This is a genomic window from Corynebacterium sp. HMSC078H07, from assembly GCF_001812805.1.
GTDB lineage: Bacteria > Actinomycetota > Actinomycetes > Mycobacteriales > Mycobacteriaceae > Corynebacterium.
The window spans coordinates 46,860-63,514 of the sequence record NZ_KV810449.1 but is presented as its reverse complement, the minus strand read 5'-3'; the positions used below and the strand labels follow the sequence as shown (position 1 = coordinate 63,514).

At 59.7% G+C, this 16,655-nt stretch carries 16 protein-coding genes; 9 read left to right on the top strand and 7 right to left on the bottom strand.

Features of this window, described 5'->3' with window-relative positions:
• Positions 1–90 precede the first annotated feature (90 nt).
• Positions 91–2,085: a choice-of-anchor I family protein gene (locus tag HMPREF2875_RS02365; RefSeq protein WP_141754548.1), complete on the bottom strand. Its 1,995-nt coding sequence runs from the start codon at positions 2,083–2,085 to the stop codon at positions 91–93.
• A gap of 175 nt (positions 2,086–2,260) precedes the next feature.
• On the opposite strand from HMPREF2875_RS02365, the gene ilvA reads away from it, so the two are divergent.
• From ilvA to HMPREF2875_RS02345, 4 genes are read left to right on the top strand one after another with little or no spacing between them, the layout of a single operon-like run.
• Positions 2,261–3,544, top strand: coding sequence for a threonine ammonia-lyase IlvA (gene ilvA, locus HMPREF2875_RS02360; RefSeq protein WP_070669895.1), 1,284 nt, complete (start codon positions 2,261–2,263; stop codon positions 3,542–3,544).
• Complete coding sequence (locus HMPREF2875_RS02355) at positions 3,544–4,188, top strand: YigZ family protein (protein WP_070669894.1); 645 nt, start codon at positions 3,544–3,546, stop codon at positions 4,186–4,188. The genes ilvA and HMPREF2875_RS02355 overlap by 1 nt, the downstream gene beginning before the upstream one ends.
• A 49-nt stretch (positions 4,189–4,237) precedes the next feature.
• Positions 4,238–4,474 carry a hypothetical protein gene (locus tag HMPREF2875_RS02350; RefSeq protein WP_070669893.1) on the top strand — a complete coding sequence of 79 codons (237 nt, stop codon included), beginning with the start codon at positions 4,238–4,240 and terminating at the stop codon, positions 4,472–4,474.
• 8 nt (positions 4,475–4,482) lie between these two features.
• Complete coding sequence (locus tag HMPREF2875_RS02345) at positions 4,483–4,872, top strand: RNA-binding S4 domain-containing protein (protein WP_070669892.1); 390 nt, start codon at positions 4,483–4,485, stop codon at positions 4,870–4,872.
• 24 nt (positions 4,873–4,896) lie between these two features.
• Here HMPREF2875_RS02345 and HMPREF2875_RS02340 read toward each other — a convergent pair whose 3' ends face one another.
• The 5 genes from HMPREF2875_RS02340 to HMPREF2875_RS02320 form a co-directional block, all read right to left on the bottom strand.
• Positions 4,897–5,901 carry a GTP pyrophosphokinase gene (locus tag HMPREF2875_RS02340; protein ID WP_070669891.1) on the bottom strand — a complete coding sequence of 335 codons (1,005 nt, stop codon included), beginning with the start codon at positions 5,899–5,901 and terminating at the stop codon, positions 4,897–4,899.
• Between the two features lie 54 nt (positions 5,902–5,955).
• Positions 5,956–6,564: a hypothetical protein gene (locus HMPREF2875_RS02335; protein ID WP_070669890.1), complete on the bottom strand. Its 609-nt coding sequence runs from the start codon at positions 6,562–6,564 to the stop codon at positions 5,956–5,958.
• A gap of 128 nt (positions 6,565–6,692) precedes the next feature.
• Positions 6,693–8,066, bottom strand: coding sequence for a 3'-5' exonuclease (locus tag HMPREF2875_RS02330; RefSeq protein ID WP_070669889.1), 1,374 nt, complete (start codon positions 8,064–8,066; stop codon positions 6,693–6,695).
• A 46-nt stretch (positions 8,067–8,112) separates the two neighbouring features.
• Positions 8,113–10,341, bottom strand: coding sequence for a glycogen debranching protein GlgX (gene glgX / locus HMPREF2875_RS02325; protein WP_070669888.1), 2,229 nt, complete (start codon positions 10,339–10,341; stop codon positions 8,113–8,115).
• A gap of 62 nt (positions 10,342–10,403) precedes the next feature.
• Positions 10,404–10,928, bottom strand: a complete 525-nt coding sequence (locus HMPREF2875_RS02320; RefSeq protein ID WP_070669887.1) for a TetR family transcriptional regulator — start codon at positions 10,926–10,928, stop codon at positions 10,404–10,406.
• A 185-nt stretch (positions 10,929–11,113) separates the two neighbouring features.
• Between HMPREF2875_RS02320 and HMPREF2875_RS02315 the strand changes: the two genes are divergently transcribed.
• The gene (locus HMPREF2875_RS02315; RefSeq protein WP_083311824.1) at positions 11,114–11,854 is read left to right on the top strand and encodes a hypothetical protein; all 741 of its coding nucleotides are present in this window, start codon (positions 11,114–11,116) and stop codon (positions 11,852–11,854) included.
• An 8-nt stretch (positions 11,855–11,862) separates the two neighbouring features.
• The gene (locus tag HMPREF2875_RS02310) at positions 11,863–12,384 is read left to right on the top strand and encodes a hypothetical protein (RefSeq protein ID WP_246817014.1); all 522 of its coding nucleotides are present in this window, start codon (positions 11,863–11,865) and stop codon (positions 12,382–12,384) included.
• On the opposite strand, the gene HMPREF2875_RS02305 is transcribed toward HMPREF2875_RS02310, so the two are convergent.
• On the bottom strand, positions 12,381–13,304 hold the full coding sequence (locus HMPREF2875_RS02305; protein WP_070669885.1) for a YbjN domain-containing protein: 924 nt from the start codon (positions 13,302–13,304) through the stop codon (positions 12,381–12,383). The two genes, HMPREF2875_RS02310 and HMPREF2875_RS02305, sit on opposite strands and share 4 nt — an antisense overlap.
• A 162-nt stretch (positions 13,305–13,466) precedes the next feature.
• Between HMPREF2875_RS02305 and hisD the strand changes: the two genes are divergently transcribed.
• From hisD to hisB, 3 genes are all read left to right on the top strand, one after another.
• Positions 13,467–14,798 (top strand): histidinol dehydrogenase, encoded by a 1,332-nt coding sequence (gene hisD / locus HMPREF2875_RS02300; protein ID WP_070669884.1) that lies wholly within the window; start codon positions 13,467–13,469, stop codon positions 14,796–14,798.
• Between the two features lie 73 nt (positions 14,799–14,871).
• The gene (locus tag HMPREF2875_RS02295) at positions 14,872–15,978 is read left to right on the top strand and encodes a histidinol-phosphate transaminase (protein ID WP_070669883.1); all 1,107 of its coding nucleotides are present in this window, start codon (positions 14,872–14,874) and stop codon (positions 15,976–15,978) included.
• A gap of 39 nt (positions 15,979–16,017) precedes the next feature.
• A complete protein-coding gene (hisB, locus tag HMPREF2875_RS02290) occupies positions 16,018–16,650 on the top strand; it encodes an imidazoleglycerol-phosphate dehydratase HisB (protein WP_070669959.1) in 633 nt (210 codons plus the stop codon).
• Positions 16,651–16,655: the final 5 nt, after the last annotated feature.

Sequence of the window (16,655 nt, the reverse complement as noted above, 5' to 3'; positions counted from 1 at the left end):
CTCCTTGGGAAGGGAAAGGACAGTTATGAAAGGGCTTCTCTCACAAAGCTCACTTCAATGTAGCAGCCCTTCCTGCGGGGTGGATAGGGCTTAGAGGAACTTCTCCAACTGAGCGCGCAGTGGAGCTGGTGCAAGGCTTAAGACAGTCTCGCGGATACCCGGGACGCGCAGCACACCAATGGTGGCGGCCAGCGCAGCAATGACGCCGATGACGGAACCGGCGATGATGCCGCCGGAGACGCTGCTGGAGCTCTTGTCTGCAGAGCCCTTGCCGTCCTTGCCGTCCTTACCGGCATCGTTGCCTGGCTTCTTCGGAGTGTCCTGCTTGTCCTTGTCTTTGTCCTTGCCGTCGCCCTGGTCGGCGTCTTCGTCTTCCTCGGCGGCGAGGAGGTCCTCAACGGAGTACACGGTGGTGGTGCCGGAGACCTCGTTGCCCACGATGAGCAGGTACTCACCATTGGGGGAGTCCTTCTTGTCGACGAAGGCAAAGCCCTCAGGGCCAAGGTCGCCAGCATCAGCGTACTCATCGGTGGAGAAGTCACGGTTGTTGACGTAGGTGACGAAGGAAGCGTTGGCAGGGTCGGTGACGTCGTAGACAAAGATGCCGCCGACGCGCTCCGCACCGATGAAGGCATAAGTGCGATCGCCGACGGTGCCAACGACGAGTGCCTCCGGCTCGGGGCCCTTGTTGTCGGAGCGGTCATCGAACTCCGCGCCCTCATTGTCGGCATTGTGGTGGAACACGCCCGGCTCGTTGAGCTCAGCGGTAATCTGTTCAAACTCAGCGCCGGAGTCAAAAACAACGTTGCCCTCAGCGTCGTAGATGCTGAAGGAGCGGGAACCATAGGAGTACAGCTCGTCGAAGCACCCCTTCTCCTCATTCCAACCGGAGGCGTTGGTGAGCTTTAGGTTGCCGGCCTGCTTCTTGTCGGCGAGGTCGTCCGCGGAGACATCGCCAAGCGCGCCCTCGCACACCTTGCCCTCCTCGATGAGGTCCTTAAGCTCGACCTCATCGGTGTAGACACCGGAGCCTCCATCCTTTTCCTTCACACCCCACTCGCGGGCATCGCCTTCGTTAGCGGTAGCGAAGTAAGTCTGGCCGCCGGCAGTAAAGGCACCGACGGAGTCCGGCATGGACAGGCCCTTCACCGGGATGGTGCGCAGCTCAGCCTTATCATCCTTATTGGACGGGTCGAGCGGAGTCTTGCTGTGGTCAGCAACGTGGGCCGGGACAATCTTTTCGACGGTAGCGGACTCGATATCGACGATGGCAATGGCATTGGCCTCCTGCAGCGACACAAAGGCCTTGCCGTCCTGAGAGGAGATGTACTCCGGCTCGAAGTCGATGGACGGCTTGGAGTCATGTCCGGAGGGGCCGAAGACACGCACGCCTTCGGGAAGCTCCTGGTCATCGAAGGCAGTGAAATCCGCGATGCGGGCGTCGGCCTTGGAGGGAGCAGCAACATCCTTCGGCAGCGTGATGACGGACACCGAGCCCTCTGGGTCGGTCACGTAATCGGTTCCCTCTGCGTTGAGCTCGTTGGACGGCTCGCCCTCGTTGGCCACCAACGCGTAGCCACCGTCAGCGGTGATGTGAACGTTATCCGGCAAAGCGCCTACCTCAACTCGGCCAAGCTCTGCGGAATCCAGGTTCTCTGCGGCGGCGTTGAAGAACAGGGCTTCACCGTTCGCAGTCTTGTCCGACTGCTGGACGGCGGCGACAGCTAGGCCATCCGGGCGCACGGCCACCGAGTTGATTTCCTTGCCTTCGCCAGCAGAGATAGAGCCGATGTGCGTCAGGTTGGTCGGATCGGCGGCGTCGATAACGTCAATCTGGCCGGCGTGGGCATTGACGGTAAGAATGCGCTTGGATGCCGGGTGGAAGGCTACGATCTCCGCAGCGGACTCTTCATACACGCCGGACTCGTAGGTGCCGATAGGGCTGACCTTGAGGCTAGCGTTAGCCGCAGAGTGCACGTGGACATTGTCCACAATCTTGGCGGACGCTGCCGGAACGGCCAAGCTTACGCTGGTGGCGGTAGCTACACACAGGGCAAGCGCGCGGCGAGAGAAAGAGCGAGACATAGAAGAACTCCTAGCGTTGAGACGACAAAGATTCCGCACCACCGTACGTTTAGCGCCGACCCCATTCGGCGAACAGAGCGTAACGGCAAGGGAAGATTTGGGTAAACCTTTGGTGAATCGGTCGAATGCTAGGTAATGCATGCAGGGCAACCTGCAGAGCGTAGAATGAGCCAGCATGACACGTACCCCGGAAGACTTCGAGCCAGTCCACGCCTCTGACATCCAGTTGGCCCAATCTCGGATTAGCTCGGAGATTGCTCCGACCCCACTGCAATACTGCCCACGCTTGTCCCAGGAGACCGGCTACGAGGTCTATCTCAAGCGCGAAGACCTCCAGGACGTGCGCTCGTACAAAATCCGCGGCGCTATCTATGGAATGTCCAACCTGGGTGAGGAGCAGCGCGCACAGGGCATCGTGACGGCATCGGCAGGCAATCACGCCCAAGGCGTCGCCTACGCCTGCCGGACCAAGGGCATCCAGGGCAAGATTTATGTCCCGGAGCCCACACCGAAGCAGAAGCGTGACCGCATCCTCGTTCACGGCGGGGACTTCGTGGAGCTCGTCGTCACTGGAGCCAATTTTGATGAGGCGGCGGCTGCTGCACATGCGGATGCCGCTGAGCGTGGAGCATTCTTCATCGAGCCTTTTGACGCCCGCGATACTGTCATCGGTCAAGGCACCGTGGCCGCCGAGATTGTGGCGCAGCTGTCCTCGTTGGGCAAGGCCCTCGACACCGTGGTGGTTCCAGTGGGCGGAGGAGGACTCATCTCCGGTATCACGTCCTACCTTGCAGACATGGCTCCCCGCACTGCGGTGGTGGGGATTGAACCGGCTGGGGCGGCGTCGCTAAGCGCTGCATTCGAGGCTGGTGAGCCGGTGACGCTGGAGACCGTGGACCCCTTCGTCGATGGCGCTGCGGTGAAACGAATCGGTGAGGTTCCCTTCAAGATTTTGGAGGCCAACCAGGGCCGTTTGCACTGGGATATTGTATCCGAAGGCGCGGTGTGCACCGAGCAGCTCGCGTTGTACCAGAACGAAGGCATTATTGCGGAGCCAGCCGGTGCGTTGAGTGTGACCGGTCTACGCTCCCTGAAGCTGCAGCCGGGCTCGACTGTCGTCTGTGTGATTTCCGGCGGCAATAACGATGTGTTGCGCTACGCCGAAATCATGGAGCGCTCACTCGTGCATCGCGGCCTCAAGCACTACTTCCTGGTGAACTTCCCGCAGGAGCCGGGACAGCTACGCCACTTCCTCCAAGACGTGTTGGGGCCAGAGGATGACATCACGCTGTTCGAGTACCTCAAGCGCAATAACCGCGAAACCGGTGCGGCACTCGTGGGTATTGAGTTGGGAGCCGCCTCCGGTATTGATGGTTTGTTGCGCAGATTGGCAGACTCCAAGCTGCAATGCAAGCAGCTCAAGCCTGGCACTCCTGAGTACGACTTCCTCGTCGCATAATGCTGGAAAGTTATCAGCGCCCCGTTGCCGGCGAGCTCTACGAGCACGAGATTGAGATTAAGCGCTCCCGCTTCATTACCTTCATCGGCCGCGTGACTAATGAAGAGGAAGCACGCGCATTCATTGATGCTGCCAGGGAGCGCTTCCCGGATGCTCGTCACCACTGCTCGGCGTACATCTACCACGTCGATGCCGCGAACCCAGTGGAACGCTCCTCTGACGATGGTGAGCCTTCCGGCACCGCGGGCAAACCCATGCTGGACGTTCTCAAAGGGTCCGGGATGCTGGACATTTGCGCGGTAGTGGTGCGCTACTTCGGTGGAATCAAGCTGGGCGCGGGCGGTTTGGTCCACGCTTATGGCGGCGCTGTGAGTGAGACGATGGAGCACGTCGAGCGCGCCACCCGCGCTATGCGTGAGCTCTACACGCTGGAGGTCTCCCATGCCGATGCTGGCCGCTTGGAGGCGGACCTGCGCAACCGCGGCGTGGACCTTGTCGATACTGCCTACGGCCAAGCAGTGACTTTTACCGTGTCCGTCGCCCCCGGTGGCGAAGAAGAACTCGCGGCCACGCTGGCCGCCTTGACCCAAGGTGAGGTTGCTCCAAAGGAAGCCGGCACCGCCTGGGTAGAGCTTTCGCACTAGCGCGCTCGTAGTTCCTCGCACGGCATGGTTGCCTTGTAGAATTGGCAGCATGACTATGCAGCGACGCCCCAATAACCCCATTGAAAAGCGGAAGCAGGCTGTACGCACGCACGCTCGCAACGGCGCTATTGCCGTCGTGGGTGGCATCGGTGGCGGCATCCTGCTGGGCTGGGCGCTTACTGGTTTCTGGACCTTCATGGCCATTGGCCTCGTCGTCGCCGTGGTCGGTGGCGTCTACAACTGGGTAAAGATCCAGAAGATCGTCAACGAAAACCACAACCTTTAAAAAGCCCTATGGTCAACCAGCCCGACGGGCGCCCAGTACGTATCGATGCCTGGGTCTGGTCCGTCCGCATGTTCAAGACCCGCTCGGAAGCCGCCACCGCAGTGCGCGCCGGGCACGTCAAACTCAACGGCAACGCCACCAAGCCCGCACAGCAGGTTGTCCCCGGCGACCGCGTACGCGTGTGGCGAAACCACCACGAGCATGACCTCGAGGTCCTTGCCACCGTATCGAAGCGTGTGGGCGCTCCCGTGGCACGTACCTGCTACATCGACCACGCCTCGCCGCCCCCGCCGAAGGAATTTCTCCCCTCCGTCCCCGTCCGCGCCCGGGGCACCGGCCGTCCCACGAAGAAGGAGCGCCGGCAGATGGATAAGTTTTTGAGGAGGAATCGCGGCTAGCTTTCCCTCGTTGTCTCGGGTTTGCTAGTTCGAGGAGACGTTCTTCAGGGCCTTGAGCCGCGCGATCAAGCGGCGCTTGCGGTCCGGGCGGTCACCAGCAGCAGAGGTAGCGTTGATGTGCTGGGAACCGAACTTGTTGAGCAACAAATCGTCGATAAGCCTGACCTGCCCGGGGCGGAAGCGGTAGCGCATAGCGTCGTGCACGTGGGCGATGTCATCATCATCCAAGAGCTGTTTGAGCTGGCTCAAACGGTTGATGCCATTGCTCTCTAGTAGCTCCGCCAAAAAGCGGTAGTGCTCCGAGCGTGAGCGTGGGAAGCGGCTACCCAGAATGATGGCAAGCACGCCCGGTAGGGTCTCCGCGGTGAGCTCAATGTCCTCATCGGTTTCCGTGCTCGGGGCCTTGAGCGCTGCGATTTCATCGAATTGCTGGTCAGCCAGTTCAATGAGACCGGCGGCTAGCGTAAAGAGGCGATCGACCTGCGGGGAAGGTGGGTTCGGCCCCTGCTTATAGCGAATATCGTGCTCAAATTCCGCCCACGCATGCTGCAGGACAGTGCGGATCTGTACCTCGAAGGTCCATCCCATATAAGGCTCTAGCTCTTCGAGGGCAGCAGCGCTATCTTCAGTGACCGTGAGAACGAGATGGTGGGAGCCGTAGCCGAAACCGCCGGAAATGCGGGTCTCCGCGGCTTTGTCCACCGAGCGCACAACCGTGAAGGTTTCTCCCAAAACCTCAATAGTCTCCGGGATGATGGTGGAGTGGAAGACGTTGATGCGCACGCCGAGAACATCGTGGATGTCTTCCCACGGTGCGGGGTACATAAGCTCGCCATTCTCACGACGTTTCTTCGCCTTGGCCTTGAGGGAGGGCCACTGTTTGACACGGGTAGCCACGCGGTCGAAGATAATGCCGGCGTCGTTTAGCAAGTCCTCGATGGCATCGAGGAAGTCTTGTGCCGCAGTGGGGTGTGCGTGAACCCAGGAGTGGTATTGATTGCTCAGGCGAGACATTGGGGATTCGGGCATCGCTATGAACACGACTCCTTTCGGTCACGGCAGTGAGGGGAAAAGGAGGTTGTTCTATACCTCCAAAGGAAAGCCGTTAGCCAATACTAGTGGGCGCAGGCTCAGTATGGGGCGATGGCGTGGGCGCAGTTCGCTAGCGCGGCCGGCTAACGCGGTTGCTGTGCTGTCAGGAGTATCAGTCAAAGCGAATAGCGTGTGTGCGTCGGGAACGAGGTACGTGATGCGCTGAGCTTGGGTCAGACGGCGAAGGTGATTATCCACAATGACGAACGTTTGGGGGTGCGCCAACCATGCGGAGATAGAGCAGCGGTGCGCACGAACCTCCACGCTGCCCTCAGCACCGGGCAGGCTGTGTTCGGCAGGGCGAGTAAAGAAGCGCAACCCCTGGTCCGTCAGGGCCCTGCGCTGCAGGTTGAGCGATGAGGCGTCCCATGCCTGGCGAACCGTGAGCCCCATATCGTCGAGCGCACGCTGACTGACGCGTTTGACAGAAGAACCATCGCCATGAGTCAACGTCATGGACAGCGTGCGGGAAAGCTGGATGCTGGCAGGGGAGTCACCAAATCCGTCATCACAGAGTTTCACGCCGCTGAGCTCGTTGCTCGGGCACAGAGATGGCAAAAGGCGGTCAACATCGAGGGCAGAAGGCGCTACAACGGTCATGGCGTTCTCCAGTAAGAGTAGAGCTTAAGAATTTCTTGCCCTTATTGGACTGTGTCGCATGCCCGTTGGTTCCCAGCTTTTCTGGGAAATTTGCGCGAGCTAGACAAGACGCCGAGCCGGTTGTGCCTTTAGAACGGTGGTGCCTCGTCGAGCTGGAGTTCGGAGAGAAGCTTGTCCACCGGCCAAATCGCGATGTCCTGGCCCTTGGCTTGTAACTCTTCGGCGCGCTTTTCCTTGGAGGTCTTCGTAGCCCACTGTCCCACGACCAGGATGGTGGTTTTCTTGGTCACGTTCTTGCCCACTTGGCCGCCGCGCTCAGCAATCTTGGACCACAACAGGCCTTTATCGAAAGGCTCAAAGTCACCGGTGAGGGTGACGTGTTGGTTAAAGAGTGCGCCCTCAGGGTCAGCGTCGGGGTTAGGGTCCGGAACCGTGTCTGGGGTAGCGACTGATTGCCAGGGCGCTGGGCCGCGACGGTCCTGGGAGCCGGAGCTCTTTTTCTTCGAGCTCGTTTCGGTGCCGGCCATGCGGGTGTTATCACGGAAATCTGTGCCGGCACCCAGATCCGCAGCGGATAGTGGTGCGGTGTTAGCGCGCAACACCGGAATGACGGATTCTTCGCTCAAGCTGCCCAAAGCAAACTCGCGGGTGGTGAAAAGGTCCTCGATGGATCCCGAGTGTCCGAAACGTCGGGCGAGACCGGTGATGATGACGCCAGCCGCGCGGGCATCGGCGGTGGCTTCGTGGTGCTGGAAGTCGTCCGCACCGACGAAGGACGCCACGGTGGGGAGCTTGTGGTTGGCCACATCGATAACGCCGGCGCGGGAGGCGTCGCGTGCCAAGGCTAAAGAACACGCGAGGCGAACATCCGGAACAGGAGCGTTGGCCGTGCGCAGGCCCGTGCGTAGCGCAGTTGAGTCGAACTGTGCATTGTGGGCAACAAGTGTGTCCGTGCCGAGGAATTCGAAGAGCTCCGCAGCGGCGTCCGCGAAGGGAGAAGCATCGGCAACGTCATCCGCAGTAATTCCGTGAATGCTGACGTTCACCTCGTCGAAGTGCTCCAAACCGGGCGGAGGGGTACACAGCCACGTGCGGGATTCGGTTTCTTCACCATCGCGGAAACGGACCGCACCAATCTGGCACACGGAACCCCAGTTATCGTTGGCTGTTTCCACGTCAACAGCGGTGAAATTCAGCCCCTTGACACCTGCGCTGGCGGCTGGTGCCTCGCCGCGCAGAACAGCCTCTACTGCGGAAGCTAGTGCTTCCGCGTCCTGGCCGGGGGCGATACGAATCATAGTGAGTTCGGTATCGCCTTCGCCACGCACGATGACCTGTCCGAAACTCGTTGCCGTCGGTGCCGAGCTCTCCACACCCGTGGCTCCAGCCAGCGGGATTTCCTCGTGGGCTGGAGCGCCTAGGGAAGCTGCAAGCTGGGAGCGGTGAAGAATCAGGGCATCGGCGGTGACGTCGACGACGGCACCGTGGGCGGTATAGGACACGGATTCCTTTCAGGGCATCGTTGCAGACTGGGGATGAGAAGCCAGTCTAGTTCTCGTTCGATTCGGAAGCGTCAGCTGCCTCTGTTGCCTCGTCGGCATCATCGAACACAGGTGGTTCGGTCTGGCGCAGGATAAGCGTCGTACGCGGCTGAACCACGATGGTTCCGGCAGCGTCAATAATCTTCTCCTCGTCCGGGTAACCGCCGGAATCGGACGTATCCACGATGAGGCGCCAGCTAGCACCCAAGTCCTTGGTGGGAAGAGTGAACTCGATGTCCTCGTGGTGGGCATTGAAGATCATGATGAAGGAATCATCCGTAATACGCTCACCACGGGCAGTGGTTTCCGTAATCGCATTGCCGTTGAGGTAGACCATGAGGGCCTTACCGAATTCAAAGTCCCAGTCCTCTGGAGTCATGAGCTTGCCAGAAGGCACCAGCCACGCGATATCGCGGTCTTTGACATCAGAACCGAAGGGGCCACCAGCCAGGAAGCGCTGCCGGCGGAATACTGGGTGGTTGCGGCGGATGTTGATGAGGCGCTTGGTGAAGCCGTGCATGGCGGCGTTCTTTTCCTCATTCAGCATGGACCAATCAATCCAGGAAATCTCGTTGTCCTGGCAATAGACGTTGTTGTTGCCGCCCTGTGTGCGGCCCAGCTCGTCACCATGGCAGAGCATCGGGGTGCCCTGAGACAGCAGGAGAGTGGTGAGGAAGTTACGGACTTGGCGGCGGCGAAGCTTCTTAACTTCTTCGTCGTCAGTCGGGCCCTCCACACCGTGGTTCCACGAACGGTTGTGGGACTCGCCATCACGGTTGTCTTCACCGTTAGCGTCGTTGTGCTTTTCGTTGTACGTCACCAAGTCACGCAGCGTGAAGCCATCGTGCGCGGTGATGAAGTTGATAGACGCGGTGGGGCGGCGGCCATTGTTGGCGTACAGGTCAGAGGAGCCAGTCAAGCGAGAGGCGAACTCACCCATGGTGGCTGGCTCACCGCGCCAGAAGTCACGGACGGTGTCGCGGTACTTGCCGTTCCATTCGCTCCAGATCGGTGGGAAGTTACCGACCTGGTAACCGTTGTGCCCTACGTCCCACGGCTCGGCAATGAGCTTGACCTTGGAGACCACTGGATCCTGCTGGACCAAATCAAAGAAGGTGGCGAGCTTATCGACGTCATCCAGTTCACGCGCCAGAGTGGAAGCCAAGTCGAAGCGGAAACCATCGACACGCATTTCCGTCACCCAGTAGCGCAGGGAATCCATGATGAGCTGCAGCGAATGCGGGTGGCGCACGTTCAGGGAGTTACCGGTGCCGGTGTAGTCCATGTAGTGCTCGGGATTGTCATCCACCAAGCGGTAGTACGCATGGTTGTCAATGCCGCGGAAAGCGATGGTGGGGCCCATATGGTTGCCTTCAGCGGTGTGGTTGTACACCACGTCGAGGATGACCTCGATGCCGGCTTCGTGGAAGGCGCGAACCATGGCCTTGAACTCGGCAACGACCTCGCCGGGCTTCTTGGCGTAGGCATAATCTGCATGCGGGGCAAAGAAACCAAAGGTGTTGTAGCCCCAGTAGTTGCGCAGGTCCAGCTGACGTAGGCGATCATCCTGGAGGAACTGGTGGACCGGCAGTAGTTCCACTGCCGTTACGCCAAGGTCCTTGAAGTAATTGATGATGGCCGGGTGCGCCATGCCGGCATAGGTGCCGCGGAGTTCTTCGGGGACCTCCGGGTGGGTCATCGTCATGCCCTTAACGTGGGCTTCGTAAATGATGGTTTCGTTATCCGGGGTGTGGGGGCGGTTGTCGCCGTGCCACTCGAAGAACGGGTTGATGACAACTGAGAGCATGGTGTGGCCCAGCGAGTCTTCCTCGTTGCGGCCGGTGCCGGGTTCTTCGGCGTGGATGTCATAGGAATACAGTGAGGCGTCCCCGTCGAAGTCTCCGTCGAATGCTCGGGCGTAGGGATCAACAAGCAGCTTGGAGGGGTCACAGCGCAAGCCCTGCTTGGGGTCGTAGGGACCATGGACGCGGTAGCCATAGCGCTGGCCGGGGGAGACGTTGGGGAGGTAGGCATGCCACACGTGCGCAGTGACTTCGGTGAGTTCGATGCGCTCTTCGTTGTTGTCTTGATCTATGAGGCAAAGTTCGATTTTCTCAGCGGCTTCGGAAAAGATGGCGAAGTTGGTTCCGGCTCCATCGAAGGTGGAACCGAGAGGGGACGGGGAACCAGGCCACACTTGGCGGGAATGGGGTGCTTCGGCACGGGTGTCAGTCATGGGGTTCAGCTTAGCCAATTCTGGGGAATGTGGCTGAGCTAAAACTATCGGAGCAGATGAGCTTAGAGCGCACGTAATCCGGCGACCACGAGTTCTGTGGCGCGGATGGAGGCGTCGTCAGTGTGTGCCTCTGCAGACAGGCCTCCCAATTGGGCTTGGGATTGTTCGAGGAAGGTGGCACCGAGGACGTAATGGATCAAGGTGCGGGCGGCAACGCCGATGCTTTCCGACGCCCCCTCCGGTACCTCTCGCTCCAACGCTGCAGCGAAGAGCTCCTCGAGGTCTGCGCGGGTTGTGGACTCGGGGAACGCGGCACCGGCGATGGCTACTTCTGCGCCGTCGCGCCAGCGGCTGAGCTCGCGGTGGAGGGAACTGGCCAACTCGGCGGGGGTCTCCCCGGATACCGGCGAGATGATTTCGGTAGCCATGGCGGCAATCAAAGCCTGCTTGTTGGCTACGTGCCAGTACAATGCGCCGGGAGCCACACCGAGGGTGGTAGCGACGCGCCGCATGGTGACATCAGCCAGCCCGTAGCTCGTGAGGAGCTCGAGGGCCGTGGAAACAATAGCGTCGCGAGAAAGGTGCACAAAAGACTACTGTACGGATCTCGTGGTCTTAATGTGGCTCTTGTGAGTAAAAAAGAGTAGTGAGGTTCACAGGAACCTTCAAGGTTTAGGTCATGAATTCTTCAACCACTGCTTGTTAGGGTTATGTGAACTGCACACGAGCGTGCAATCTGTCGCTCTCATTATTGGAAATTAGGAGTTATCCCTTGTCTTTTCTGACCCCCGCTAAGAAGTCCCTCATCGCAGTCGCACTGGTTGCACCGTTGACCCTGACTGCATGTGGCGACAAAGGCGAAGAAGTTGCTGACGCTGCATCCTCCGCTGTAAAGACCACCACCACGACCAAGGCCAAGGAGGGTGAGACCTCTGAGGATAAGGACGCTGAGAAGAAGGAAGGCGAGGAGAAGGACAAGAAGGAAGGTGAAGGCCAGGACCCGAAGCCGGAGGGCGAGAAAGCCCCGGCTGAGGAAGGCGCTGACCAGACTCTGGCCAACCCGTTCGAGAACGGTGTTGATCCCTTCCAGAGCATGCCGAAGGTAGAGCCCATCCAGGGGCAGGCAGCTAGCCAGGAAGACATCGATGGCATCAACGGCCTGGTTCGCGGTATGTATGACCAGCAGACCATGCGTAGCTTCGTGAAGTACCTGCCGGATCACACCTGTGAAGCCGTGCGTAATGACCCGAACTCTGGCCTGAGCGAGCTTGACTACAACCAGATTCCGGACGTTCCGATGAACCAGCTCAAGGACATGATGGCTGCTTCCGGTGCTGATACCTCTCAGATGGAGGGCTTCGACTGGACCCAGACCGGCGTTGAGTCCATCAACGACGTTGTTGTTGACGGCGACTCCGCCTCCGCAACCGTGAACGTTAACACCAGCAAGGGCTTGGACAGCTCCACCATGCGCTTCAAGCGCGAGAATGGTAACTGGACCTTCTGCAACTAAAACAGCTCGTGACTGCACTACGTGCACATAGCTTTCGCATACCCCGCGCCATCGGCTTTGGCGCGGGGTTGCTCGCGTTGGCGCTCCTCATCTTCAGTGCTTCGGGCGCGCTGTGGGGTCTATGGCGGCCAACATTGGAAGGCCACCGAGTAGAAGGTGGTGGCTATGCGCTGAGCAACGGTGCCAACGTCCAGTTCTTGTCCTTTATTACTTTCGTTATCATCACCGGAATACTAGGCGTGGTGATGGGAACGGTGGCCTATCTGCGGGGTGAGCGCTACCGCGGAGTCGGCGTACTGGTGTGGTCCGGCGTGGTCTGCCTCGCTGGTGCAGCGGCCTTTTATGTCTGTGGCGGTGCCACGGCGACCTCGGTTCCGGAAAATCCTGGCGAGTTCGTCGAGTTTGTTCCTAAATTCACCCCGGCCATTGGATGGTTGGTGGCACCATTCATGGCTATGTTTGCCTACTGGTCGGCGGTTTTTATCAATCCTGATCCCGGTCTTGGTGCACTGCCGGAAGACGCTGACTAGGGCCAGACAACGGGGGAGGAGCCCACGGCATCGTGCGAAATGTCGTCGATGCCATGGAGGACGTGCTTAATGCCGCGGCCTAGGGCGGTGACCAGTTGGGCGTCGGAAAGCCCTGCTCCCGTCATCACCGCATAGTCCACGCGAACTTGGAGCCCATCGACGTTGGAGTGACAGAACGCGGAGGCGGAGTGATTGGTGCGGTTCCAGTCATTGCAGATGAGGAAAATTTTAGAAAACTCGCTGCCTGGCAAGTTGGGGTCCCAATGACCTTTGATGATGAGGCTGGGGCCGGAATCGATGGCGAAGGCAAAGAGGACATCGTTAATCCACGCGTAAAGTGCGTCGGAGGAATCCGCTTGGAAGCGCGTGATTCCCAGCGAGGGCAAGAGCTCCTCCAAGCGGGCAATGTCAACGGTGGACACAGCGCCATCAAGTTCCGACGGCTCGTCTGGTGCCGGTGGACGTGGCAACATGAGCGCTGGGAAACGGGAGGCAAGCTCTTCGAGACAGGCTCCGGCGTTGAACAGGGCAGGCAGGATGGATGCTGCGAGCTGTGCTGTGGTGGGTTCCTGATGAACAACGAGAAAGGAATGACCCCACACCTCAACCTCAGTGGGGGAGGAGTAGTTGAGCACCAAATGAGGTGAGAGGCAGTCATGGTTCCAGTCGTTGACAAACTCGCTGAGCTCCGGAATCTCACCGAAGTCCAGGACGCCGTTGTGGGTAGTGTAGAGGCGCAGGATAGGCTCGCCTGCGGTGTCCATGTAGGCGCGGGTTTCACCCAGTGGTGAATGGGGGAAGAGGAGTTCGTCGGCATGAACGCGGATGCAGTCCAGCTCTTCACAATGCGCGAGCTTTTCTACGCGCGTGAGTAGCTCGGAGTGGGCTTGGCCGTCGTGCTCGTCGGCGTCGTTGCTCATCTCGCCGCCTCTCTTCACCAGTGGTGGTGGTGCCTCAATGTGTTATTAGTGACACATTCTATAACCTGCACCTTGGGACTCGCTGGCTTTTTGGCGCAGGTATAGTAATGGGAAGGTATAGAAACCGCTGCATATTATAAATATTATTAAAGGGGCCTTGCCATGCTACGAACCATTGACCTGCGCGGAGAAAAACTCAGGACCTCCCGCTTGCGCCGAGTACTGCCACGTGGCGGGACGGACGTATCGTCAGTCATGGACACCGTTGTCCCTATGGTGGAGGCAGTGCGCAAGGGTGGTGCGGCAGCAGCCCTCGACTTTGGCGAGCGCTTTGATGGCGTACGTCCAGCAGTAGTACGTGTAGGTGTTGAGGCACTCCAGAAAGCCGCAGATGAGCTCGAGCCCCAGGTCCGCGCGGCGATCGAGGAATCCATTGCCCGCGTACGGGCGGTCCATGCTGACCAGAAGCCTTCCTCCCACACCACGACGTTGGCGCCGGGCGCTACGGTGACCGAAGTTTTCCAGCCGATCGAACGCGTGGGCCTGTACGTGCCTGGTGGCAAGGCGGTGTACCCTTCCTCCGTCATTATGAATGCCGTTCCGGCGCAGGAAGCGGGTGCTCAGGCCATGGTGGTGGCCTCGCCGCCGCAAAAGGAATTCGGCGGGCTGCCGCACCCGACGGTGTTGGCCACCTGCCACATGCTTGGCATCGAGGAAGTATGGGCAGTCGGTGGTGGCCAGGCTATTGCTTTGCTGGCATACGGCGACGATGAACCCTCCACCGGCGAAGAAGCACTCGAGCCGGTTGACATTATTACTGGACCCGGAAACGTCTTCGTGGCGGCGGCTAAGCGCGCAGTTCACGGCGTTGTTGGTATCGATGCCGAGGCGGGGCCAACCGAGATTGCCATTGTGGCGGATGACACCGCCAATCCAGTATTTGTGGCCTATGACCTCATCTCCCAGGCGGAGCACGACCCCATGGCAGCCTCCGTACTCATCACGGACTCCGAGGACCTAGCGAAGGCGGTCAATGCGGAAGTTGACCAGCGCTACACCTCGACGGCCAACGCAGAACGCGCCGCGGAGGCGCTGCGCGGTGAGCAGTCCGGCATCGTGCTGGTCAGTGACCTCGAGTCCAGCATTGCAGTGGCAAATGCTTACGCCGCTGAGCACCTAGAGATTCACACCGCGAGGGCCCGCGAGGTGGCTGAGCGCATCCGCCATGCCGGTGCCATCTTCATTGGTGATTATTCGCCGGTGCCGTTGGGCGATTACACAGCGGGCTCCAACCACGTTTTGCCGACTTCTGGCACGGCACGTTTCAGTGCGGGTCTGTCGACGCATACCTTCTTGCGCCCAGTCAATCTCGTGGAGTATGACCGCGCTGCCTTGGAAGAAGTAGCCGATAATGTCATCGCCTTCGCTACCGCAGAGGCTCTGCCGGCCCATGGCGAGGCGATTGCCGCTCGTTTCGAGGACCCACAGGCATAAAAGAGGCAGCGAGAACCGACAACCGACAACCGACAACCGACAACCGAGAACCAAGAACCAAGGAGGCCGCACTATGGCTGAGTTGAAGGATCTTCCTCTCCGAGAGGAACTGCGCGGTTCCAGCGCCTATGGCGCCCCACAGCTGACGGTCACGAACCAGCTCAACACCAACGAGAACCCGTACCCGCTGTCGGAGGCGCTGGTACAGGATATGGTGAGGGCCGTCGAGAAGCATGCGGCGCAGCTCAACCGTTACCCCGAGCGCGATGCTGTGGAGCTGCGCACTGCCTTGGCTGACTATATTTCTGAGCAGACCGGCGTGGCCGTGAGCGTGGATAACCTGTGGGCAGCCAATGGATCGAACGAAGTTTTGCAGCAGCTTCTACAGGCCTTCGGTGGGCCCGGGCGCAGCGCACTGGGCTTTACCCCAAGCTATTCCATGCACCCCATCCTCTGCGCCGGTACGCAGACGGAATTCATCTCCTCCCCACGTGATGAGGATTTCCGGATTGATGAAGAGGCGGCGCTGAGGGACGTCGAAAAGCACCAGCCCGACGTCATCTTCATCACCACCCCGAACAATCCCACCGGTGATGTCACCCCGATTGAGCTGGTAGAGAAGATCATTCAGGCCGCGCCGGGCATCGTCATCGTGGATGAGGCGTACATGGAGTTTTCAGCGTCTCCATCAGCCACCACGCTGCTGGAGAAGTATCCCACCAAGCTCGTGGTCTCACGCACCATGTCGAAGGCCTTCGATTTCGCCGGTGGCCGTTTGGGGTATTTCGTGGCGGACCCCGCCTTCGTTGAGGCCGTCATGCTGGTGCGTTTGCCGTATCACCTCTCGGTGCTGTCTCAAATTGCGGCCATTGTGGCCATCGAGCACAAGGAAGAAACCTTGAGCACGGTGGCGAAGCTGTCGGCCGAACGTGAGCGCGTGGTTAATCGACTCGAGGAGCTGGGGTACTACGTCGTTCCCAGCGAATCGAACTTTGTGTCCTTTGGACGCTTTGCGGACCAACATGCGGTGTGGCAAGGCTTCCTCGGCCGCGATGTTCTTATCCGTGACAACGGAGTTCCGGGACTACTGCGCGCCACAATTGGTCTGCCGCAGGAAAATGATGCCTTCCTTTCTGCGGCAGCGGACCTGGCGGATACAGTAGAGATGGTCAAGAAATAACACCATGAACACGACGTGAAGAAGGAGGAACGTGAGAATATGAGTGCCGACGTAACTGCGCGCCAGGACAACGGTGACCGTATTGGCCGCGCCGAGCGCGCCACGGGGGAGACGAGGATCTCCGTAGAAATCAATCTCGACGGCACAGGACAGGCAGATATTTCCACTGGTCTGCCATTCTTTGATCATATGCTCACCGCAGTGAGTACTCATAGCTCCTTCGACCTCACTGTCCGTGCTGAGGGCGATATCGACATCGACGCACACCACACCGTCGAAGACACCGCCATCGTCATGGGCCGTGCGTTCTTGGAGGCACTGGGGGACAAGACTGGTATTCGCCGTTTTGGCTCCCAGTTGCTGCCTATGGATGAGACTTTGGTGGAGGCCGTCGTGGACATTTCGGGCCGCCCGTACTTCGTCATGAATGGCGAACCCGAGAACCTTGAGTGGCAGATTATCGGTGGCCACTATGCCACGGTGATTAACCGCCATTTCTTCGAAACCTTCGCTACCCATTCGGCAACGACGCTGCACGTCAACGTGCGCTATGGCCGCGACCCTCACCACATCACGGAAGCGGAGTACAAGGCCGTGGCCCGTGCGCTGCGCCAGGCCACTGAACGTGATCCGCGCGTAAGCGGTATCCCATCGACGAAGGGAGCCCTCTAAGACAC

Excerpts from the sequence above, each read along its gene's own strand:
- ilvA (WP_070669895.1), top strand. The coding sequence starts at position 2,261 with ATGACACGTACCCCGGAAGACTTCGAGCCAGTCCACGCCTCTGACATC.
- HMPREF2875_RS02355 (WP_070669894.1), top strand. The coding sequence starts at position 3,544 with ATGCTGGAAAGTTATCAGCGCCCCGTTGCCGGCGAGCTCTACGAGCAC.
- HMPREF2875_RS02365 (WP_141754548.1), bottom strand. The coding sequence starts at position 2,085 with ATGTCTCGCTCTTTCTCTCGCCGCGCGCTTGCCCTGTGTGTAGCTACC.
- HMPREF2875_RS02305 (WP_070669885.1), bottom strand. The coding sequence starts at position 13,304 with ATGAGCAACGACGCCGACGAGCACGACGGCCAAGCCCACTCCGAGCTA.
- HMPREF2875_RS02340 (WP_070669891.1), bottom strand. The coding sequence starts at position 5,901 with ATGCCCGAATCCCCAATGTCTCGCCTGAGCAATCAATACCACTCCTGG.
- glgX (WP_070669888.1), bottom strand. The coding sequence starts at position 10,341 with ATGACTGACACCCGTGCCGAAGCACCCCATTCCCGCCAAGTGTGGCCT.
- HMPREF2875_RS02350 (WP_070669893.1), top strand. The coding sequence starts at position 4,238 with ATGACTATGCAGCGACGCCCCAATAACCCCATTGAAAAGCGGAAGCAG.
- hisD (WP_070669884.1), top strand. The coding sequence starts at position 13,467 with ATGCTACGAACCATTGACCTGCGCGGAGAAAAACTCAGGACCTCCCGC.
- HMPREF2875_RS02345 (WP_070669892.1), top strand. The coding sequence starts at position 4,483 with ATGGTCAACCAGCCCGACGGGCGCCCAGTACGTATCGATGCCTGGGTC.
- hisB (WP_070669959.1), top strand. The coding sequence starts at position 16,018 with ATGAGTGCCGACGTAACTGCGCGCCAGGACAACGGTGACCGTATTGGC.
- HMPREF2875_RS02335 (WP_070669890.1), bottom strand. The coding sequence starts at position 6,564 with ATGACCGTTGTAGCGCCTTCTGCCCTCGATGTTGACCGCCTTTTGCCA.
- HMPREF2875_RS02295 (WP_070669883.1), top strand. The coding sequence starts at position 14,872 with ATGGCTGAGTTGAAGGATCTTCCTCTCCGAGAGGAACTGCGCGGTTCC.